Source organism: Rhodobacter sp. NTK016B, from assembly GCF_017303295.1.
Classification (GTDB): domain Bacteria; phylum Pseudomonadota; class Alphaproteobacteria; order Rhodobacterales; family Rhodobacteraceae; genus Pararhodobacter.
Genome location: NZ_JAFKOK010000002.1, coordinates 162,777 through 182,941, shown reverse-complemented (window position 1 = coordinate 182,941; position 20,165 = coordinate 162,777). Strand labels below are relative to the sequence as shown.

Below are 20,165 nucleotides of genomic sequence, written 5' to 3'. Positions count from 1 at the left end.
GCGATCAGTCGTTGGCCCGCGCCATGTGACGCGCGGCGATGTAGCCAAAGGTGATCGCCGGACCCAGCGTGATGCCGCCACCGGGGTAATTGCCCCCCATGATTGAGGCCGCGTCGTTGCCCACCGAATAGAGCCCCTGCAGCGGCTGGCCCTGAGCATCCAGCACCTGCGCATTGGCGTTTGTCTTGAGCCCCGCGAAGGTGCCCAGATCGCCCACATAGAGCCGCACCGCGTAGAACGGCCCGTCCTTGATCGGCGCAAGGCAGGGATTCGGCCCATGCTCGGGGTCGCCCAGCGAACGGTTGTAGCTGGTCGAGCCCTTGCCGTATTCCGGGTCCTCGCCCTTGGCCGCCAGCGGGTTGTATGCGGCCACCGTGCGTTCAAGCTCGGCCCCGTCGCCACCGAATTGCTCGGCCAGTTCGCGCAGCGTGTTGCCGCGCAACAGATAGCCGTTCTTGATCAGCGCCTTGTAGGGAACCGGCGCGGGCTTGGCATAGCCCAGCCCGTATTTGCGGAACGCCCGGTGATCCGTGATGAACCACGCGGCGGGTTCGGTGCCCTCGCCCGCTTCCTCGCGGCAGCGCGCGACCATGGCCTGACAGAAATCGTGGTAGCTGTTCGATTCGTTCACGAACCGCTTGCCCGAGCGCGTGACCGCGATCACGCCGGGTTTCGAGCGGTCGACGAAATGCGGGAACGTGCCCAGCGTCCCGTCCGGCCGCACCGGCCGCGAGATCGGGACCCAAGCGGCGGCATGGGGCAGGGAGGTGTCCACCGTGGCGCCCGCGCTTTCGCCCAGCCGCAGCCCGTCGCCGGTATTGCCCGGAGGCGCGGGGGTGACGTGCTCGTAGCCGGTGGGGGCGTGCGGCATCAGCTCCTTGCGGCGCAGCATGTCCTGCGGGAAGCCGCCCGCAGCCAGCACCACGCCCTTGCGCGCGATCACTTCGACCGGACCGTCGCGCCGGTCGATCCGTGCGCCGATGATGTTGTCGTTGTCGTCACGCAGAAGCTCGCGCACCGGCGCATGCGTCCAGATCGGCACGCCCTTGTCGAAGGCCGATTTCGCCAGCCGCCCGGCCAGCGCGTTGCCGTTCATCAGTCGCATCGGACGACCGTGGAAGGCCATGTCGCGCAGGAATTTGAAGAACAGCTTGCCCACGTAAAAGGCCGAGACCGGCGAGCGCATGACGTTGAAGAAGTGCAGCAGCTCCTTGCCCGAGCCGATCATCATCCCGAGGAAAGTGATCTCCTGCAAAGGCGGACGCAGGCGTTTGATCTCGGGGCCCAGTTCACGCCCGTCGAAGGGCCGCGCGACGATCGAGCGGCCGCCATCCATGCCGCCCGGGGCATCGGGATGGTAATCGGCGAAGAACGGGCCAAGGTCGAATTGCAGCGCGGTTTTCTCTTCGAAGAACTCGACCGCCTTGGGGCCGGCTTCCAGAAAGGCATCGACGCGCTCGGCATCGAAATGCTCGCCCGCTTCGTGCTGCAGGTAGATCCGCGCCTTGGCGGCGTCGTCCTCGATACCGGCGCGCAGTTCGGGGCCGTTGCCGGGGATCCACATCCAGCCGCCCGACCGCGCGGTGGTGCCGCCGAACACGGGTTCCTTCTCGACCACCAGAACGTCGAGCCGGCGATGCGCGGCGGCCACGGCGGTCGACAGACCGCCCGCGCCCGAACCGACTACCAGAACGTCTACCTCTTGTCGTTTCATCGTCTCAATCCTTCTCACGCGGCCAGATAGCCGCCATCGACGGGCAACAGAGCGCCCGTCACGTAACTCGATGCCTCGGAAGCGAGGAACAGCACTGGCCCGACCAGTTCCGACGGATGGCCGGGGCGGCGCAGCGGGGTATGGGCCATGAAACGCCCGATCGCGTCGGGATCGGCGCGCGTGACCTCGGTCATCGGCGTCTCGATCACGCCGGGCGCGATCGCGTTGACGCGGATGCCGTCGGGCGCCAGATCATGCGCCAGAACCTTGGTCAGCTGCAGCACCGCGCCCTTCGACGCGGCATAAGCGGCCAGACCGGGCCCGGCTGTCACTGACATGATCGACCCCAGATTGACGATCCGCCCCTGCGTGGCGCGAAGCTGCGGCAGGAAGGCGCGGACCATCTGCATCGTGCCGGTCGCATTGACCTTCAGCACGAAATCCCAATCGGCGGCGAAGCTTTCGGCATCGGGCAGCGTGCGGCGGATGACGCCCGCATTGTTGACCAGCACCGAGGCATCACCCAGCGTTTCCGCCACTGCCTTGGCGGCGGACCGGCAGGCGTCGGAATCGGTCACGTCCAGCGTGATTCCCACCGCCTTGCCGCCTGACCGGACGATCTCTTCGGCCAGTTCGCGCACCGAATCGCCCTGCATATCGCAGCAGGCGACCGCTGCGCCTGCCTCGGCCAGCCCCAAGGCGATCGCCCGGCCATTTCCCTGCGCCGCGCCGGTCACAACGGCAACAACGCCTTTAAAATTCAAGGAAAATCCTTGCATCATGTCCTCCCATCCCGATCCCCAGAGGGGCACGGCCAATGTGCCGATCCCCTCTGGGTTGCCTTTTTCGTCTCGCACAAAATTTGTCTGTTGCAAATAGATTTGTTGATGACTAACAAAAGGTAGGGTTGGGACACGTCTTTTCGCAAGCAGTGCTCCCGGCTTCGGGAGTCCGCCCCGGCACCATGCCGAGGACGGAAGACGCGAATTTTCGGGAGGAACAGACATGACGACTTTCAAACGACTGCCGCTGCTGGCTGCGGCCGCGCTTGTCGCCGCGGGTGGCACGGCCGCTCAGGCGCAGACCTTCGATCTGCAAAGTGTGTTCGGGCTTAACGTGCCCTCGATCGGCCCGAGCCCGCAGCTCTGGGCGGCGCGCGTGAACGAGATGACCGACGGCGACGTCACCATCAACGTGCACGGCGCGGGCGATTTCGTGCCGCCGTTCGAAGTTTTCGGCGCGGTCAGCTCGGGCGCCCTGCAGATGGGCTTCGATTGGATCGGTTACTGGGCGCAGCAGATCCCGGTCGCCAACCTCGTCGGTTCGATGCCCTTCGGCCCCTCGCCGGACGTGGCGCTGGGCTGGATGTTCGAAGGGGGCGGTCTGGAAATCATCCAGCGCGCCTATGACCCGTTCAACGTCAAGGTTCTGCCCTGCCACCTGGTCGGCGCCGAAGCCGGTGGCTGGTTCAACCGCGAGATCAACTCGGTCGAAGACCTTGAGGGCCTGAACATGCGGATCGCCGGTCTCGGCGGCATGGCGATGGCGCGTCTGGGCGCCAACACCCAGCTGGTCCCGGCGGGCGAGATCTTCCTCAGCCTCGAAACCGGGCGCATCGACGCGGCCGAATTCTCGGCACCGCAGCTCGATGTGGGCTTCGGCTTCCAGCGTGTGACGGAATACTACTACTTCCCGGGCTGGCACCAGCCGTCGAGCTGGGACAGCATCATCATCAACATGGATGTCTGGAACAGCTTCGACGAGCGTACGCAGGACATCATGACCGAAGCCTGCCAGGCCAACATCGCCTATAACCTCGGCGACCAGATCAACAGCCAGGCCGCCGCGATCGCGGAAATCCGCGAAGCCGGGACCGACGTCCGCCGCTTCCCCGACGAGGTTCTGCTCGCCCTGCGCGACGCCTCGGACGCGGTGCTCGACGAGCAGGCCGCCCAGGACCCGATCTTTGCCGAGGCGCTGGAATCGCTGCGCGCCTATATGGACAGCGTCGGCGAATGGTCGAGCCTGCAGGCCCTTCCGGCCCGCTGATCGGCGTGATTGGATAGCGACAACAGCCGGGGCGGTCCCTCAAAGCAGAGGCGACCGCCCCGACCACGAACACGGCCCACTTGCCCGGGGGGGAGCATGCCGGCATTCCTGAAGAAAGCGATGGCACTTCTGTGCCTGCCCGCCGTCTGGGTCAGCTGGCTCACGCTGCCGCTGATCGCCACGATCCTGATCTCAATCGTCTACGCCGCCCTCGGTCGCAACACGCTGATCGCTTGGGACGGCTCGATCCCGGTTCTGGGCCGGGCGCTGACCGTCAACAGCCTGTTCGACATCCAGTGGTACATCTTCGCCCTGCTGGTGCTTTGGGGCGGCATCTGGTCACTGCGCGATGATCGCCATGTCTCGGTCGATTTCCTTGCGCTGCAGATGGGCCCGCGCAAACGGCTCTGGGTGCGGATGATCGGCGATCTGGTCTTTCTTCTGCCCTTCTGCGCGATCATCGCCTGGTATGGCTGGTCCTTTACCGAAGTGGCCTTCCGCACCGCCGAAGGCTCGACGCAGGGCGGGCTCGATACTCGCTGGCTGATCAAGGCGATGCTGCCGCTCAGTTTCGCGGTGCTTGGGCTTCTGGGCCTCATCCGCGCAATCGGCACCGCCATTCAACTCTTCCGCGGCGACCTGACCGAGGACACACGATGATCGACCATCTCGGCCCCGAACTGATGCTGCTGGGCCTTATCGCCGGCATCTTCTCGGGCTATCCCGTCGCCTTTGTCCTTGCCGGCATCGGCATTATTTTCGCCGTCCTCAACGGCATTCCGATGCTGTTCCTGTCGATGGGCGTGCAGCGGATCTATTCCGGCACGCTCACCAACTGGCTGCTGGTGGCGATCCCGCTTTTCGTCTTCATGGGCCTGATGCTGGAACGCTCGGGCATTGCCGAGCGGCTCATGCGCTCGCTCGCCTCGCTGTTCCAGCGCACGCCGGGCGGCTACGCTTTTTCGGTGATGATCATCGGCGTGATCATGGCGGCCTCGACCGGTATCATCGGCGCCTCGGTGGTGATGATGGGCATGATGTCGCTGCCCGCCATGCGCGAGGCGAAATACGATATGCGCCTTGCCTCGGGGCTGATCGCCTCGTCGGGGACGCTGGGTATCCTGCTGCCGCCCTCAATCATGCTGATCATTCTGGGCGACCAGCTGCGTGTCTCGGTGGGCGACCTGTTCATGGCCGCCATCGTGCCGGGGCTGGTGCTGTCGGGGCTCTATTTCCTCTATCTCGGCTCGGTCGCGTTCTTCCAGCCGCACCGCGTGCCCGCGCCCGAACGCGGCGAGAAGCGTAGCCTTGGCCAGACGCTGTGGGCGCTGATGCGCGACCTTGTGGCGCCGCTGGTGCTGATCCTGTCGGTGCTGGGCACGATCATCGCGGGCATCGCCACGCCCACCGAATCCGCCGCCATCGGCGCGGCCGGTGCGCTGGTGCTGGCGCTTCTGTCGCGCAAGCTCAGCTTCAAGGCGCTCAGCGGCGCACTGCACGAAACCACCAAGACCACGGCGATGATCGTCTTCGTGATGATCGGCGCGTCGATCTTTTCGGTCGTGTTCCGCAGGCTGGGGGGCGACGCGATGATCCTCGATCTGTTCAATATCGGCGAGCGCAATCCCTACGCCGTGTTCTTCACCATCATGGCTCTGGTCTTCCTGCTGGGCTTCTTTCTTGACTGGGTCGAGATCACCGCCGTCGTGGTGCCGATTGTCGCGCCCATCGTCGCGCAGCTGGATTTCGGTCTGCCGGGCGATCAGGTGATGATCTGGTTTGCCATCGCGCTGGCAGTGAACTTGCAAACCTCGTTCCTGACACCACCTTTCGGCTATGCGCTGTTCTACCTGCGCGGCATCGCGCCAGAGCTGCCGATCCGCACGATCTATCGCGGGGTGATCCCCTTCGTGCTGATCCAGATCACCGCGCTCTTGCTGGTGATCTTCATTCCTGCCATTGCGCTGTGGCTGCCCATCGCGCTGCGCTGACCCAACGAAACCAAGAGACTATCGGAGTTTACCAATGGCCAAAGCATTTGCCTCCGCCGGGGACATGACCGAGAAGACGATCTCCTTCACGCAGGTGGGCGAGGGGCTTTACGCCTTCACCGCCGAAGGCGATCCGAATACCGGGGTGATCATCGGCGATGACAGCGTGATGATCGTCGAGGCGCAGGCGACGCCGCGTCTGGCGCGCAAGGTGATCGAATGCGTGCGCTCGGTGACCGACAAGCCGATCACGCATCTGGTTCTGACCCATTACCACGCGGTGCGCGTGCTGGGGGCCGCCGCCTATGGCGCGCGCGAGATCATCATGTCCGACACCGCCCGCGCGATGGTCGCCGAGCGCGGTCAGGAGGACTGGGATTCGGAATTCGGCCGCTTCCCGCGCCTGTTCCAGGGGCACGAGGAAATCCCCGGCCTGACCTGGCCCACCACCACGTTCAGCGATTCGATGACCGTCTATCTGGGCAATCGCCGGGTCGACATCATGCATCTGGGGCGCGCGCATACGGCGGGCGACGCGGTGGTCTGGGTGCCCGATGCCGAGGTGATGTTCACCGGCGATATCGTCGAGTACCACTCGGCCTGCTATTGCGGCGACGGTCATTTTGCCGATTGGGAACAGACGCTTGCCAATATCGCCTCGTTCGAGCCGCGGGCGATTGCGCCGGGCCGGGGCGATGCGCTGGTGGGCGATGAGATGGTCACGGCGGCGATCGAGAACACCGCCGATTTCGTGCGCTCGACCTACAAGCCGGTCGCCCGCGTCGTGGCGCGCGGCGGCACGCTGAAAGAGGCCTGGGACGCGGTGCGCGCGGAATGCGATCCGAAATTCAAGGATTACGCGATCTACGAGCATTGCCTGCCCTTCAATGTCGGCCGCGCCTATGACGAGGCCCGCGGCATCGACACCCCCCGCATCTGGACCGCCGAGCGCGATCAGCAGATGTGGAACGACCTGCAGGGCTGAGATCCCTCACCGCCTGTCACGGAATGACAAACGGCCCGCGCTGACTGCGCGGGCCGTCTTGCTGTCAGATCCCTACCCGTGCGGGGCAGGGCAGGGCGATGTCAGCCGACGATCAGCTGCTTGAGCTGCAGCGCTTCGTGTTCCAACTCGACGAGCCGATAATTCACCACGTCGCCGATGGTAATCATCCCCGCCAGCGCACCGTCTTCCATCACCGGCATGTGCCGGAAGCGGCCCGCATTCATCGTCTTGAGGATCTGCATCAGCGTTTCCGACGGCTCGCAGGTCTGCACCTTCGAGGTCATCACGTCGCCCACCTTCTGCGGCAGGGTCTGGCCCGGCGCGTCGGCAAGCTTGCGGACGATGTCGCGCTCGGACAGGATGCCCACCAGCGCGCCTTCGGTATCGCAGACCAGCAGGGCGCCGATCCGCTGGTCGCGCAGGATTTCGACCGCGCTGCGCAGGGTTTCGTCCGGGGTGATCGAGAAGACGTCGCTTCCCTTGTGGTCGAGCACCTGACGCACGGTCAGGGTTTCGGTCTTGAGGTTGGTCGCCGCACTCTGGCTGTGAGTGCGGTTTTTCTCCTCGTCTTTGCGCATCGGAGGCTGATAAGACGCTGGCATTTCGCGGTTCTCTCCCTGGCCGTGGATTGGTCGCTTCGTCAAAGATAGCGCAACCGGACGAAACCAGTAGGAGTTTTTTCGTGCCGCATCTCACCCTGCCACAACCTGCCGCCGTCACGATCTTCGTCGTGGCCTGCTTTTGCGGCTTTCAGTTCCGCCGGGTCTGGAAGGCCGAAGGCCCGCGCTGGCAATTGTGGCTATGGGGAGTGCTGGCGGCGACCGGGCTTCTGACGGTGGGATTCATCCCGCTCGCCACCGGGAGCACGGCCGGCGCTTAGACGCGCCCGTCGGGGCGCGTCAGGAGCTGGGCGCGTCCTCGAGCCCCGCTTCGAGTCCCGCGCGTTCGAGCATCTTGCGCGCGCGCGGGCAGGCGAGCCGCTCGCGCAGGGGGCTGTCGGGGTCGATATCCTTGCTGCACACAAGGCATTTATCGGCGTCCGCGATGGCGTTCAGACCGCCGCAGCTGCCCTTGATGGTGCGTCCCATCAGGATGACGCCGAGCGCCATGCCCAGCATCACCACCATCAGGATCACGAAAGTCGCAAGGAACGTGGCCATGTCGCGCCGTCCTTATTTCCGATGTCAGGCTACCAGCGCATCGTAACGCGGGCTGGTGGAGGAGGCAAATCCGGCGCCCTCACCCTGATGGTCAAGGAACATCACCGCCACGTCGTGCGCTCGCGCGATTTCCAGCCCGCGCTCGCGGCCCAGAACCAGCATCGCTGTGGCCCAGGCATCGGCCAGCATCGAATTCTCGGCGATGACCGTGGTCGAGGCGGTGCGGTGCGTGACCGGGCGGCCCGTCGTCGGGTCGATCACATGCGAGAAGCGCTGACCGTCCTGTTCGAAATAGTTGCGGTAATCGCCCGAGGTCGCCAGACCCACACCCGAGATGCCGACAACGTCATACACACCGCCGCCAAGGGCCGCGGGCGTTTCGATGCCGATCTGCCAGGGCAGGCCGTTCGGATTGCGGCCGGCGGCATACATGTCGCCGCCGATCTCGACCATGAAATCGCTCACGCCCAGCTCGGCAATGGCGCGGGCAACGCGGTCGACGCCATAGCCCTTGCCGATGGCCGACAGGTAGACTTGCGCATCGCCCTGACGCTTTCGCAGCGCGCCGGCTTCGCGCGCCAGCGTGCGCTCATGGCCGATACGGGCCATGGCTTCGGTGATCTGCGCCTCGGCGGGCATATCATGCGCACCGGGGGCGCCGAAGCCCCACAACTCGATCAGCGGGCCGACCGTGGTGTCGAAACGGCCGTCGCTGGCCAGATGCACCTGCTCGGCCGCGTCGATCACCATCGCCAGTTCGGGCGACAGGGTTACCGGCTGCGTGCCGGTCTGCGCGTTGAAGCGCGAGATTTCCGACGCCGGGTTCCAGTTCGACATCTGCACGTCGACCTCGGCCAGCGCGCCGTCGATGGCGGTGCGGATCTCGGCTTCGGTCAGCTTGCGGGTCTCATCGATGACGGTGATCGAATACGACGTGCCCATCGCGCGCCCGACAAGATTGTGCACCGACGGTTCGCGGTTGCAGGCGGCGAAGGCCAGCGGCAGCGCGAAGGCGGTTCCGACAACAGAGCGACGGGAAAATTTGGGCAGATCGGACAATTGTTGACCTCTTCTGGGTTTGCACGCTCACCAGAGCAAGACGTGCGGCTTGTCCGTGACATTCGGGGTCAGTTCAAGCAAAAAAGTTGTGGCCCGGGGCCGATTTTCGACTTTTACCACGCGAATGCTCGGTGCATAAGCCACGAAACTCGAGATGTATCAAAGCTAGAGGTCACGCGTGGTGAAGCGGTTCGCCCTGAAGAAGGGACTTGATGTTCCCATTGACGGTGCTCTTCGGCAGACTTCGGTCGAGACCGGCGCGGCGCGGATCTATGCCGTTCTCGGCGACGATTACGTGTCCCTGAAGCCGCGCATCGTCGTGGAAGAGGGCGATGTCGTCGGGGCCGGAGCGCCCTTGATGTTCCACAAGGACCTGCCCGAAGTGCAGATCGCCGCGCCGGTTTCGGGCCGGGTGAAGGCGATCAACCGGGGCGCGCGCCGCAAGCTGATCAGCATCGAGATCGAAGCCGATGACCGCGCCGCCGAGCCGGTCGATTATTCGCAGATCGGGGGCGAAGACAGCGCCGAGGCCATCGCTGCGAAGCTGTGCGCATCGGGGCTGTGGACCTCGTTCCGCACGCGGCCCTATTCCAAGCTGCCCGACCCGGCGGCGCGGCCCTACGCGATCTACGTCACCGCGATGGATACCGAGCCGCTCTCGCCCGATCCCGCCCCGCTGATCGAGGCCGAGGCGCAGGCCTTCACCAAGGGTCTCGCCTGCATCGCCGCGCTGACCGAGGGCACGACCTATCTGTGCCACGCCGACGGCGCGTCTATCCCCGGCGCCGATCTGCCGGGTGTCGAAGCGGCGGCCTTCTCGGGGCCGCATCCCGCCGGGCTGGCCGGCACGCATATGCATTTCCTGACCCCGCCGTCGAACACGCGGACGGTCTGGACCATCGGCTATCAGGACGTGATCGCCATCGGCCGGCTGTTCTTGACCGGGCGCGTCGATTTCTCGCGCGTGATCGCGCTGGTGGGGCCGATCTGCGCCAATCCGCGGCTTGTGCGCACCACGCTGGGGGCGTCGATGGCGGAACTCGCCGGGGCCGATCTGCCGCAGGACGTGCCCGCGCGGATGATCTCGGGCTCGGTGTTGAGTGGGCATATGGGCGCGGGGGCCAATGGCTATCTGGGCCGTTATGCGCGCCAGATCACGCTGATCGAGGAAGACCACAAGCAGATCGCGATGGGCTGGATCCGTCCGATGGTGTCGAAATACGCGGTGCAGCCGGTGCTGGGCTCGGCCCTGTCGCGCCGGACCTTCCCGCTGACCTCGAACCTGAATGGCGGGCGTCGGGCGATGGTGCCCACGGGCACGTTTGAACGCCTGATGCCGCAGGACTTTCTGCCGACCCAGTTGTTGCGTGCGCTTCTGGTTATGGATACTGACCAGGCACAGGCGCTCGGCGCGCTGGAACTCGACGAAGAGGACCTCGGTCTCGTCGGCTTCGCCTGTCCCGCGAAATATGAATATGGCCTCGCTTTGCGGGATTGCCTGAGCAAGATTGAGAAAGAGGGCTGATCCTTGGGATTGCGTAGCTTCTTTGACCGGGTCGAGCCGCATTTTCTGAAGGGCGGCAAATGGGAGCGGTATTTCCCCGTCTACGAGATGGTGGAAAGCTTCCTCTATACCCCGAAAACCGTGACCACCGTCGCCCCGCATGCGCGCTCGTATATCGATATGAAGCGTATCATGACCTATGTCGTGATCGCGACGATCCCGTGCATCCTGATGGCGCTCTATAACACCGGCTATCAGACCAACCGGGCGATTGCCGAATTCGGCGCGTCGGGCTGGCGGGCTTCGGTGATCGAGACGCTGGGGATCGGTTTCGATGCCACCAGCCCGATGGCAAACATGCTGCACGGGCTGCTCTATTTCCTGCCCATATACATCACGACGCTGGTCGCGGGCGGTATCGCCGAGGTGATCTTCGCCACCGCGCGCAAGCACGAAGTGAACGAAGGCTTCCTTGTGACCTCGATGCTGTATGCGCTGATCGTGCCGGCGACGACCCCGCTGTGGCAGGTCGCGCTGGGGATCCTGTTCGGCGTGGTGATCGGCAAGGAAGTCTTCGGTGGCACCGGCAAGAATTTCCTGAACCCGGCGCTGACCGGGCGGGCCTTCCTGTATTTCGCCTATCCCGCGCAGATGTCGGGCGACAGCGTCTGGGTTCCGGTCGACGGCTATACCGGCGCCACCGCGCTGGCGGTTTCGGCCTCGGACGGGTTTCAGGAACTGGCCGCGCGCGGCATGACGTGGTGGGACAGCTTCCTGGGCTTCATCCCCGGTTCGATGGGCGAGACCTCGACGCTGGCCTGCGCCATCGGTCTTGTCTTCCTGCTGGCTACGCGGATTGCCAATTACCGCATGGTCGCGGGCTGCCTAGCGGGCATGATCGGCTTCTCGCTGCTGCTGAACTGGATCGGTTCCAGCTCGAACCCGATGTTCGCGATGCCGTGGTACTGGCACCTTGTCACCGGCGGCTTTGCCTTTGGCCTTGTGTTCATGGTGACCGAACCCGTTTCGGGCTCGCATACCAATATGGGCCGCTATTTCTATGGCGCGCTGATCGGTGTCATGGTGGTGCTGATCCGGGTGCTGAACCCTGCCTTCCCCGAAGGCATGATGCTGGCGATCCTGTTCGGGAACGTCTTTGCGCCGCTGATCGACTACTTTGTCGTTCAGGCCAATATCAAGCGCAGGAGCAAGCGGAATGGCTGACGGAAACGACGCCCCCAAAGGCGCAATCGCCCGGTTCCTGGCGGCGCCCGCGGATTCCGTGGGCAAGACCGTCTTCGTCGCGGTGGCGCTGTGCCTCGTGGCTTCGATGGTCGTGTCGGCGGCAGCCGTGGCTCTGCGCCCGCTGCAGCAGGTCAACGCGCTGCGCGACCGGCAGATCAACATCCTTCAGGTCGCGGGCATCTATGACCCGACCGCCGACGTGGCCGAAAGCTTCGCCGCATTCGAGCCGCATGTGCTGGAACTGGCGACCGGCGAATTCACCGATGAATTTGACCCGGCGACCTTCGACCAGCGCGCGGCGGCGGATGATCCGGCCCTGTCGATCGAACTGGACGACGACCCCGCAGGGATCGGTCGCCAGAGCCGCTTCGTCACTGTCTATATCCTGCGTGACGATGCGGGCGAGATCGAGCGCGTGATCCTGCCCATCCACGGCTACGGCCTGTGGTCGACGCTGTATGGCTACATCGCGCTGGAAGCGGACGGCAACACGATCTACGGCCTGCAATTCTACGAACACGCCGAAACGCCCGGTCTGGGCGCCGAGGTCGACAACCCGCGCTGGCGCGCGGAATGGCGCGGCACGCTTCTGGCCGACGAGAATGGCGAGCTGCAGATCAGCGTGTCGAAAACCGTCCCGCCGGCAGGGGCCGAATACCATATCGACGCGCTGGCCGGTGCCACGCTGACCACGGCCGGCGTGAATAACCTTGTCAATTTCTGGATGGGCGAGAGCGGCTATGGTCCGTTCCTCGACCGGCTCAAAGCGGGGGATGTCTGATGGCTCACAAACGCCGCGAAATGCTGATCGACCCGTTGGTCGACAACAACCCGATCACGCTGCAGGTGCTCGGCATCTGCTCGGCTCTTGCGGTGACCTCGTCGCTGCAGGTGGCCTTCGTGATGGCGCTGGCGGTGACGCTGGTGACGGCCTTTTCGTCGATGTTCATCTCGATGATCCGCAGCCAGATCCCCGGCTCGATCCGCATCATCGTGCAGATGGTGATCATCGCCTCGCTGGTGATCGTCGTCGACCAGCTGCTCAAGGCCTTCGCCTTCGAGATTTCGAAGACGCTGTCGGTCTTTGTCGGCCTGATCATCACCAACTGCATCGTCATGGGCCGGGCGGAAGCCTTCGCCATGAAGAACCCGCCCTTCGAAAGCTTCATCGACGGCATCGGCAACGGGCTGGGTTACGGCCTGATCCTGATGCTGGTCGGCGTCGTGCGCGAGCTGTTCGGCTCGGGCAGCCTGTTCGGCATCACCATCCTTGAGACGGTGAATAACGGCGGCTGGTACGTTCCGAACGGCCTGCTGCTGCTGCCGCCCTCGGCCTTCTTCATCATCGGTCTGCTGATCTGGGCCTTCCGGTCGTGGAAACCCGAACAGGTCGAAGAGCGCGAATACAAGATCCAAACGGTCGAGACTCACTGATGGAAGCGCTCATTTCCCTTGCCGTCCGCTCGATCTTTATCGAGAACCTCGCGCTGTCCTTCTTTCTGGGCATGTGTACCTTCATCGCCGTGTCGAAAAAGATCTCGACCGCGATGGGCCTCGGGGTCTCGGTGATGATCGTGCAGGCGATCACCGTACCGGCGAACAACCTGCTGCTCACCTACCTGCTCGCGCCCGGCGCGCTGGCCTGGGCGGGCTTTCCGGATGTCGACCTGACCTTCCTCGGCCTGATCTCGTATATCGGCGTGATCGCCGCGCTGGTGCAGATCCTCGAGATGGTGCTCGATAAGTACTTCCCGCCGCTCTACAACGCGCTCGGGGTCTTCCTGCCGCTGATCACCGTGAACTGCGCCATCCTCGGCGGCTCGCTGTTCATGGTCGAACGCGACTACGATTTCGCCGAGGCCGCGACCTACGGGCTGTCCTCGGGCTTTGGCTGGGCGCTGGCCATCACGCTGATGGCGGGCGTGCGCGAGAAGCTGAAATACTCGGACATCCCGAACGGTCTGCAGGGCCTTGGCATCACCTTCATCACGGCGGGGCTGATGGCGATGGCGTTCATGTCCTTCTCTGGCGTGAAACTCTGAGGAACGAGGATCATGGAAACTTTCAGCCTTGGGGTCCTGCTCTTCACGCTGATCGTCATCGCGCTGGTGACGATCATCCTTGCCGCGCGGTCGCGGCTGGTGTCCAGCGGTAACGTCAATATCCGCATCAACGGCGAAAAGACCATCTCGGTCCCCGCCGGTGGCAAGCTGCTGCAGACGCTGGCCGAACAGAAGCTGTTCGTGCCCTCTGCCTGCGGGGGCGGCGGCACCTGTGCGCAATGCCGCGTGCGCATCCATTCCGGCGGCGGGTCGATCCTGCCGACCGAGGAATCGCACATCACCAAGCGCGAAGCCGCGCGCGGTGACCGGCTGTCGTGTCAGGTCGCGGTCAAGCAGGACATGGAGGTCGAGGTCCCTGAAGAGGTCTTCGGCGTCAAGAAATGGGAATGCACCGTCCGCTCGAACGAGAACGTCGCGACCTTCATCAAGGCGCTGGTGCTCGATCTGCCCGAGGGCGAAGACGTGAATTTCCGCGCTGGCGGCTATATCCAGATCGAGGCGCCCGCGCATTCGGTGAAATACACCGATTTCGACGTCGAAGAAGAGTATCGCGGCGACTGGGACCGGTTCAATCTGTGGCAGTATACCTCGACCGTCGATGAGCCGATCGAGCGCGCCTATTCGATGGCCAACTACCCGGACGAAAAGGGCATGATCATGCTCAATGTCCGCGTGGCCTCGCCCCCGCCGGGGTCCGAAGGCATCCCCCCGGGCAAGATGTCGTCTTACATCTTCAACCTGAAACCCGGCGACAAGGTCACGATTTCGGGTCCGTTCGGCGAATTCTTCGCGCGTGACACCGAAAAAGAGATGGTCTTCATCGGCGGTGGCGCGGGCATGGCTCCGATGCGCTCGCATATCTTCGACCAGCTCAAGCGCCTGAAGAACAAGGATCGCAAGATCAGCTTCTGGTACGGCGCCCGCTCGAAGCGCGAGATGTTCTTCGTCGAGGATTTCGACCAGCTTGCCGCCGAATTCCCGAATTTCGAATGGCATGTCGCGCTGTCCGACGCGCTGCCCGAGGACGACTGGAAAGGCTATACTGGCTTCATCCACAACGTCCTGTTCGAAGAATACCTCAAGAACCACCCGGCGCCCGAGGATTGCGAATATTACATGTGTGGTCCGCCCATCATGAACGCCTCGGTCATCAACATGCTGCTCGAGCTGGGCGTCGATCGCGAAGACATCATGCTTGACGATTTCGGCGGCTGATCGCCGCACGTCCGTCGGTCACAGGCCCGTTCCGATCACCATCGGGGCGGGCCTTTTCATATTGCTCAGGCCATGCCGCGTCATCAGATCAAGCCCCGGTCCCGCGCCATCCCTACCGCCTGACCGCAATCCGCCACGCCCAGCTTCTCACAGATCGCCGCGATGATCGTTTCAAGCTCGTCCTCGGTAATCTCGAAGATTGCGGCGATCATCCGGTTCGTCCGGCCATCGCCCATCTGTTTCAGGATCTCGGCCTCGCGCGGGGTGAAAAGCCGCCCGGCATCGCTCGCCGTTTCGGTCTCTACCACCGTGAGCGCGGGCGCCACAGGGCGCCCGGCCGCGCGCATCTCGCGGATCACCCCGACCAGCTTCTTCATCGAAATCGTCTTGGGAATCACGCCGACCGCGCCCGCCGCCATCACCTGCGCGACCAGTTCGGGCGTCGGGTTGCCGGTGATGATGGCCACTGGCCGGCCGCCCAGCCGCTCTTTCATCCGTTCCAGCCCGCGAATCCCGTCCATGCCCGGCATGTTGTAATCGAGGATCACCAGATCGAACGGGCCATGGATATCTTCAAGCTCCAGCGCCGCATCCAGCGTGGAACAGATCACCGCGATCAGGTCGGGCGTCGAACCCAGCAACATCGCGATCATTTCCGTCACCATGTCGTGGTCGTCCGCAACCAGCACGCGCGCGCGGTCATGAGAGGCCGCTTTGGCCAGTGAATCTGCGCCCATCATTCTTTTTCCTCGAATTGTGCAGGCTTTCCGCGTGAGCCGGGCGTGTCGTAGCCCTTTGTTCACCCCTTTATGGCCAGATGAATCATAAGAATCCGTTTCGCCCGATCCGGGGAGGTCGCGAAACCCTGCCGGGCGGAAAGGATCCGACCGTGATGTTCTTTGCTAAAGGCCCTGTGATGCGTTTTCCGATCCGCCTGTTGACCGCGTTCTTCCTTGTCATCGCCATGGCGCCGCTTGGCGTGACCGGCTGCGCTTCGGCGCAGGTACTGGTCGTCGAAACCCCGGAACAGACGCTTATGCTTGATCTCGATGACCTGCGCGCGCTGCCGCAAGAGGTCTTCTTGTCCGGCACGATCTGGACCGACGGCGTGACCGAGTTTACCGGCGTCCCGGTCAGCGCGCTGCTCGCCCATGTGGGGACAGGGCCAAGGGACGTCACCGTCATTGCCTTCAACGATTATGCGGTCGATATCCCGGCGTCAGACATCGGCCCGCGTTATCCCATCGTCGCCTACCTGCGCGACGGCGCGGAATTCCCGCTGCGGGACAAGGGGCCGTTCTGGATCGTTTACCCCTATGACGCCGGCCCGGAATACCGGACCGATGAAACCTATGCCCGCAGCGTCTGGCAGTTGGCGCGTATCCGGGTCGTGCCGTGACTTCGGGACGACCGGCATGAAGAATAGCGCCCGTGCGGACAAGGCGCGTGTCGGCCTTGGGCGGCTGATCGTGCTGGGTCTCTGCGCGCTCGCGGCGGGGGCGACGATCGTGATCGCCTTCAACCTTTTCGCCCGCGTCGTGGATCAGAATCACGCCTTGCAAGAGGTGCAGAACGACAACCGCACATGGACGCTGGCCCAGCTTGAAGTCGAGCTTCTGCGCCTTCAGAGCGCGGCACAGGATGCGACGATCGCAGCGCTCAGTAACGACGGAGATGTCGAGACTCTGCTGCACGAATTCCGCCTGCGATTCGACATCTTCTATTCCCGCCACGGGGTTCTCGCCCAGGCCTTCGGTTCGGGGCGTTTCCCGACCGCTGCGGGCAGCGAAGCGGCCATGCGGGCGCAGCGGGATTTCCTGCAGGCGTCGGTGCCCTTGGTCGATGGCCCCGACGCGGCGCTGATCGCCGCCATGCCCGCGCTCGAGGCCGAGATCCGGGCGCTGCGCAATGCTGTCCGTCCGGTGACCGTGTCAGGGCTGGGCGCCATCGTCGCCGACAGCGTTGCCGCGCGCACCTCGCTTGTCGGCACCTTCCGGCAATTTGCCGGTGCCACGATCACGCTGGCGGCCCTGATGGCGCTGATGATCGTGCTGGTCTTGCAGCAATACCGCGCGAGCGAGCGGCGCCTCGCTGCCTCGCAGCGCATGCGCCATGATCTCGACCAGATGATCGAAGCCTCGCTCGACGCGGTGCTGGTCGTCGACGGTGCGGGCCACATCACGCTGCATAACGGCGCGGCGGCCGAGATGTTCACCACCGCCGGGGCCTCGCTGAACGGGCTGCCCTTCGACGCGCTGATCGCGTCCGAAGGGCCCGCGCCCGGCGCAAGCCTGCCCGATCGCGTCGGGCGCGGGCGCGAGGATATCGTCGCGCGCAGCCCGGCGGGGCGGCATTTTCCGGCCGAGATCGTCGTTGCCGCGCAGGCGGGCGGGGAGCCGTCGCATATCGTCTTCGTGCGCGACATGACCGATGTCGCCGAACGCGAGGAAACGCTGCGCAAAGCCCATGACGCGGCGCGGCAGGGGGAAGAGGCCAAGGCCCGGTTCCTCGCCGTCATGAGCCACGAGATGCGCACGCCGCTGAACGGGGTGCTCGCCACGCTCGACCTGCTCAAACCCCGTCTCGCCGGTGACGAACAGGCGCTGCGTTATCTGCATATTATCGAGCGCAGCGGCAAGATCGCGCTCGATCAGGTGAATAATGTGCTGGAACTGGCGCGGATCGACAATTCCGGCAGCAACGCCTATCCCGAGACCGCCTTTTGTCCCGCGCAGATGCTGGCCGACATGGTCGAGCAAAACCGCGCCTCGGCCCGCGCGAACGGCAACGATCTGAGCCTGATCGTCGCGCCCGATCTGCACTTTGTCTGGGTCCGGGGGCGTGCCGTTCTGTTTCTGCGGGTGATCTATAACCTGCTGGGAAATGCGATAAAATTCACGACCGGCGGGCGCGTTACGGTCAGCATGACGCCTTTTGGGGATGTCCCTGCCAACGGTGAGGCGATCACGCTTCAGGTTTCCGTCCGCGACACCGGCATCGGCATCAAAGAGAGCGATCTCGCGCGGATCTTCGAGAATTTCGAGACGCTCGCCGCACCCTATGCCCGCGCGCGCGAAGGGTCGGGGCTGGGGTTGGGAATCGCCCGGATCGCCGCCGAAACGATGGGCGGTCAGATCGACGTGGTCAGCGCGCCGGGGCAGGGTAGCACATTTACCCTGATTGTAGCGCTCGAACGTGTCGAGCCGCCCGCAGAAGACGCCGCCGAAGCCCCCCTGAGCGTTCCAGGCGGGCCGCTCGCGCCGCTGCGCATCCTCGTGGCCGATGACAACGCCATCAACCGCGAAGTGTTGCAGGAACTGCTCGAAGCCGATGGCCATGTCGTTGCGGTTGCCTGTGACGGACACGAAGCGGTCGACGCCGTGCTTGGCGGGGCGTTCGACGTGATCCTGATGGATATCAACATGCCGGAATGCGACGGGATCGAGGCCACACGCCGCCTGCGCGCGGCGGGCGTCACCACCCCGATTCTCGCCGTCACCGCCATTGCCGGTCCTGAACAACAAGCGCGGTTTGAACGGGCGGGCCTGTGCGCGGTGCTGCTCAAGCCGATCAACCGCGCGGCGCTGCGCGAGGCTCTGCGGCACGCGACGGGGCCTCAGAAGCCGCCTGCTGCCGAGGGGGCAGAGATGGCCGCCGTCCCCAAATCGACGATTGCACAACCGAATGTCGATGCCACAACGCGCACAGAGCTCGAAGAGACACTGGGTCGCGATTCCCTCACCGCCTTCACCACCCGTGCGCTCAGCGACTGGGACGCTGCCGAAAGCCAGCTGCCCACGCTTCTGGCAGAAGGCCGCCTTGCAGATTTCGCGCAGCTCGCGCATCGCACGGCGGGGTCGATGTCGATTGTCGGGCTGACGCGGGCGGCGGCGCTTTTCAAGCAGATGCAGCTTCGCGCGCAAGACGACGACTGCGCGGCGCTCGACATCCTGCTCAGGCAGTCGGCGGAGGCGCGCCGGGTGGTGGAGGCCGATATCACCCGGCTTGACGCCGCCCTTCCGGATCACGCGAGCAGGGACTGAAGGCCCGCTTCCCGCTTGCCCCCGCGCACAAGCCGGGCAATCCTGTGCGCGTCCCTTGCACGAGCCCGATCATGCCTTTCACCATGCCTGCCGAAACCTACAAGCAAGACCGCGTCTGGATGACCTTTCCGCGCGAAGGCCAGACGCTGGGCGACAGTATCTCCGAGCGCGAGGCGGGCTATGCCGCCTGGACCGCCGTCGCTCATGCTGTCGCGCAATTCGCCCCCGTCACGATGGTCATCGATCCGTCCGAGCGCAGCCGCGCGCGCGCCATGCTGAGCGGTGAGATCGAACAGGTCGAGCGAGTGGTCGACGATTTCTGGATGCGCGATGCCGGTCCCACCTTCGTGCATGACGACACCGGCGCGCTGGCCGCCGTGGACTGGATCTTCAACGGCTGGGGCGCTGCCGACTGGACCTCGGCCACGCATGACCGGGGCATGGCCGTTTTCGTGGCCGGGCTGGCAGGCGTGCCGGTCATCCCTTCGCTTCTGGTCAACGAAGGCGGTGGCATCCATGTCGATGGCGAGGGCACCGTGCTGCTGACCGAAACCGTGCAGCTCGATCCCGGCCGAAACCCCCATGCCGACCGCGCGCGGGTCGAGGCTGAGATGACCCGAACGCTGGGCACGACCAAGGCGATCTGGCTGCCAAAGGGCCTGACGCGCGACTACGACATGTTCGGCACGCGCGGCCATGTCGATATCGTCGCGACCTTCAGCGCGCCCGGGCGTGTTCTGGTCCACGATCAGCGCGATCCGGGGCATCCCGATCACGCCGTCTCGCAGGAAATCATGACGCAGCTTGCCGCCGAGACCGATGCACGGGGCCGTCCGCTCGAGGTGATCGCGCTGCCCGCGCCGGCGCGCCTGCGCGACGCGCATGGCCCGGTCGATTACAGCTACGTCAATCACCTTGTCTGCAACGACGGCGTTATCGCCTGCGCCTTTGGCGAGCCCGAGGCCGATCAGCGCGCCGCCGAAATCCTTGCCGCAGCCTATCCCGGGCGACGCGTCGTGTCGATCGATGCACGAGAGCTGTTCGCGCGTGGCGGCGGGATCCATTGCATCACCCAGCAGCAACCCGCCGCGCGCCTGTCGTGACCGGTGCCGTGAC

Annotated in this window: 20 protein-coding genes; 14 read left to right on the top strand and 6 right to left on the bottom strand. The window is 64.7% G+C overall.

What is annotated here, in order from left to right; translation table 11 throughout:
* Positions 1-4 precede the first annotated feature (4 nt).
* Both JI664_RS03225 and JI664_RS03220 read right to left on the bottom strand, forming a co-directional pair.
* Positions 5-1,714, bottom strand: coding sequence for an FAD-dependent oxidoreductase (locus JI664_RS03225; protein WP_207012277.1), 1,710 nt, complete (start codon positions 1,712-1,714; stop codon positions 5-7).
* 14 nt (positions 1,715-1,728) lie between these two features.
* Entirely contained in the window at positions 1,729-2,478 is a 750-nt protein-coding gene (locus tag JI664_RS03220; protein WP_286173803.1) for an SDR family NAD(P)-dependent oxidoreductase, read from the bottom strand.
* Between the two features lie 241 nt (positions 2,479-2,719).
* Between JI664_RS03220 and JI664_RS03215 the strand changes: the two genes are divergently transcribed.
* The 4 genes from JI664_RS03215 to JI664_RS03200 all read left to right on the top strand — a co-directional run bounded on the left by JI664_RS03215 (position 2,720) and on the right by JI664_RS03200 (position 6,739).
* Entirely contained in the window at positions 2,720-3,763 is a 1,044-nt protein-coding gene (locus JI664_RS03215; protein WP_207012275.1) for a TRAP transporter substrate-binding protein, read from the top strand.
* A gap of 96 nt (positions 3,764-3,859) precedes the next feature.
* Positions 3,860-4,423, top strand: coding sequence for a TRAP transporter small permease subunit (locus JI664_RS03210; protein ID WP_207012274.1), 564 nt, complete (start codon positions 3,860-3,862; stop codon positions 4,421-4,423).
* Positions 4,420-5,754: a TRAP transporter large permease gene (locus JI664_RS03205; RefSeq protein WP_207012273.1), complete on the top strand. Its 1,335-nt coding sequence runs from the start codon at positions 4,420-4,422 to the stop codon at positions 5,752-5,754. The genes JI664_RS03210 and JI664_RS03205 overlap by 4 nt, the downstream gene beginning before the upstream one ends.
* 34 nt (positions 5,755-5,788) lie before the next feature.
* Positions 5,789-6,739, top strand: coding sequence for an MBL fold metallo-hydrolase (locus tag JI664_RS03200; protein ID WP_207012272.1), 951 nt, complete (start codon positions 5,789-5,791; stop codon positions 6,737-6,739).
* Between the two features lie 101 nt (positions 6,740-6,840).
* On the opposite strand, the gene JI664_RS03195 is transcribed toward JI664_RS03200, so the two are convergent.
* Positions 6,841-7,362: a CBS domain-containing protein gene (locus tag JI664_RS03195; RefSeq protein WP_207012271.1), complete on the bottom strand. Its 522-nt coding sequence runs from the start codon at positions 7,360-7,362 to the stop codon at positions 6,841-6,843.
* 80 nt (positions 7,363-7,442) lie between these two features.
* Here JI664_RS03195 and JI664_RS03190 point away from each other — a divergent pair, with 80 nt between their 5' ends.
* Positions 7,443-7,640 carry a hypothetical protein gene (locus tag JI664_RS03190; protein ID WP_207012270.1) on the top strand — a complete coding sequence of 66 codons (198 nt, stop codon included), beginning with the start codon at positions 7,443-7,445 and terminating at the stop codon, positions 7,638-7,640.
* Positions 7,641-7,659: 19 nt separating this feature from the next.
* Here the strand turns inward: JI664_RS03190 and nqrM are convergent, their stop codons facing one another.
* A complete protein-coding gene (gene nqrM, locus JI664_RS03185; RefSeq protein ID WP_207012269.1) occupies positions 7,660-7,920 on the bottom strand; it encodes a (Na+)-NQR maturation NqrM in 261 nt (86 codons plus the stop codon).
* A 24-nt stretch (positions 7,921-7,944) separates the two neighbouring features.
* Positions 7,945-8,979 (bottom strand): FAD:protein FMN transferase, encoded by a 1,035-nt coding sequence (locus tag JI664_RS03180; RefSeq protein WP_286173802.1) that lies wholly within the window; start codon positions 8,977-8,979, stop codon positions 7,945-7,947.
* A 181-nt stretch (positions 8,980-9,160) separates the two neighbouring features.
* On the opposite strand from JI664_RS03180, the gene JI664_RS03175 reads away from it, so the two are divergent.
* The 6 genes from JI664_RS03175 to nqrF are packed head-to-tail and all read left to right on the top strand — an operon-like array spanning position 9,161 to position 15,006.
* Positions 9,161-10,504, top strand: coding sequence for a Na(+)-translocating NADH-quinone reductase subunit A (locus JI664_RS03175; protein ID WP_207012515.1), 1,344 nt, complete (start codon positions 9,161-9,163; stop codon positions 10,502-10,504).
* A gap of 3 nt (positions 10,505-10,507) precedes the next feature.
* Positions 10,508-11,707, top strand: coding sequence for an NADH:ubiquinone reductase (Na(+)-transporting) subunit B (locus JI664_RS03170; RefSeq protein ID WP_207012268.1), 1,200 nt, complete (start codon positions 10,508-10,510; stop codon positions 11,705-11,707).
* Complete coding sequence (locus JI664_RS03165) at positions 11,700-12,509, top strand: Na(+)-translocating NADH-quinone reductase subunit C (RefSeq protein WP_207012267.1); 810 nt, start codon at positions 11,700-11,702, stop codon at positions 12,507-12,509. Before JI664_RS03170 ends, JI664_RS03165 begins: the two co-directional genes overlap by 8 nt.
* Positions 12,509-13,162, top strand: coding sequence for an NADH:ubiquinone reductase (Na(+)-transporting) subunit D (locus tag JI664_RS03160; RefSeq protein WP_207012266.1), 654 nt, complete (start codon positions 12,509-12,511; stop codon positions 13,160-13,162). Before JI664_RS03165 ends, JI664_RS03160 begins: the two co-directional genes overlap by 1 nt.
* Positions 13,162-13,770: an NADH:ubiquinone reductase (Na(+)-transporting) subunit E gene (nqrE, locus tag JI664_RS03155; RefSeq protein WP_207012265.1), complete on the top strand. Its 609-nt coding sequence runs from the start codon at positions 13,162-13,164 to the stop codon at positions 13,768-13,770. Before JI664_RS03160 ends, nqrE begins: the two co-directional genes overlap by 1 nt.
* 12 nt (positions 13,771-13,782) lie before the next feature.
* Positions 13,783-15,006 carry an NADH:ubiquinone reductase (Na(+)-transporting) subunit F gene (gene nqrF, locus JI664_RS03150; protein ID WP_207012264.1) on the top strand — a complete coding sequence of 408 codons (1,224 nt, stop codon included), beginning with the start codon at positions 13,783-13,785 and terminating at the stop codon, positions 15,004-15,006.
* 83 nt (positions 15,007-15,089) lie between these two features.
* On the opposite strand, the gene JI664_RS03145 is transcribed toward nqrF, so the two are convergent.
* Positions 15,090-15,746 (bottom strand): response regulator transcription factor, encoded by a 657-nt coding sequence (locus JI664_RS03145; protein ID WP_207012263.1) that lies wholly within the window; start codon positions 15,744-15,746, stop codon positions 15,090-15,092.
* Between the two features lie 176 nt (positions 15,747-15,922).
* Here JI664_RS03145 and JI664_RS03140 point away from each other — a divergent pair, with 176 nt between their 5' ends.
* The 3 genes from JI664_RS03140 to JI664_RS03130 all read left to right on the top strand — a co-directional run bounded on the left by JI664_RS03140 (position 15,923) and on the right by JI664_RS03130 (position 20,152).
* Positions 15,923-16,405: an oxidoreductase gene (locus JI664_RS03140; RefSeq protein ID WP_207012262.1), complete on the top strand. Its 483-nt coding sequence runs from the start codon at positions 15,923-15,925 to the stop codon at positions 16,403-16,405.
* A gap of 16 nt (positions 16,406-16,421) precedes the next feature.
* Positions 16,422-19,049: a hybrid sensor histidine kinase/response regulator gene (locus tag JI664_RS03135; protein ID WP_207012261.1), complete on the top strand. Its 2,628-nt coding sequence runs from the start codon at positions 16,422-16,424 to the stop codon at positions 19,047-19,049.
* Between the two features lie 71 nt (positions 19,050-19,120).
* A complete protein-coding gene (locus tag JI664_RS03130; RefSeq protein ID WP_207012260.1) occupies positions 19,121-20,152 on the top strand; it encodes an agmatine deiminase family protein in 1,032 nt (343 codons plus the stop codon).
* Positions 20,153-20,165: the final 13 nt, after the last annotated feature.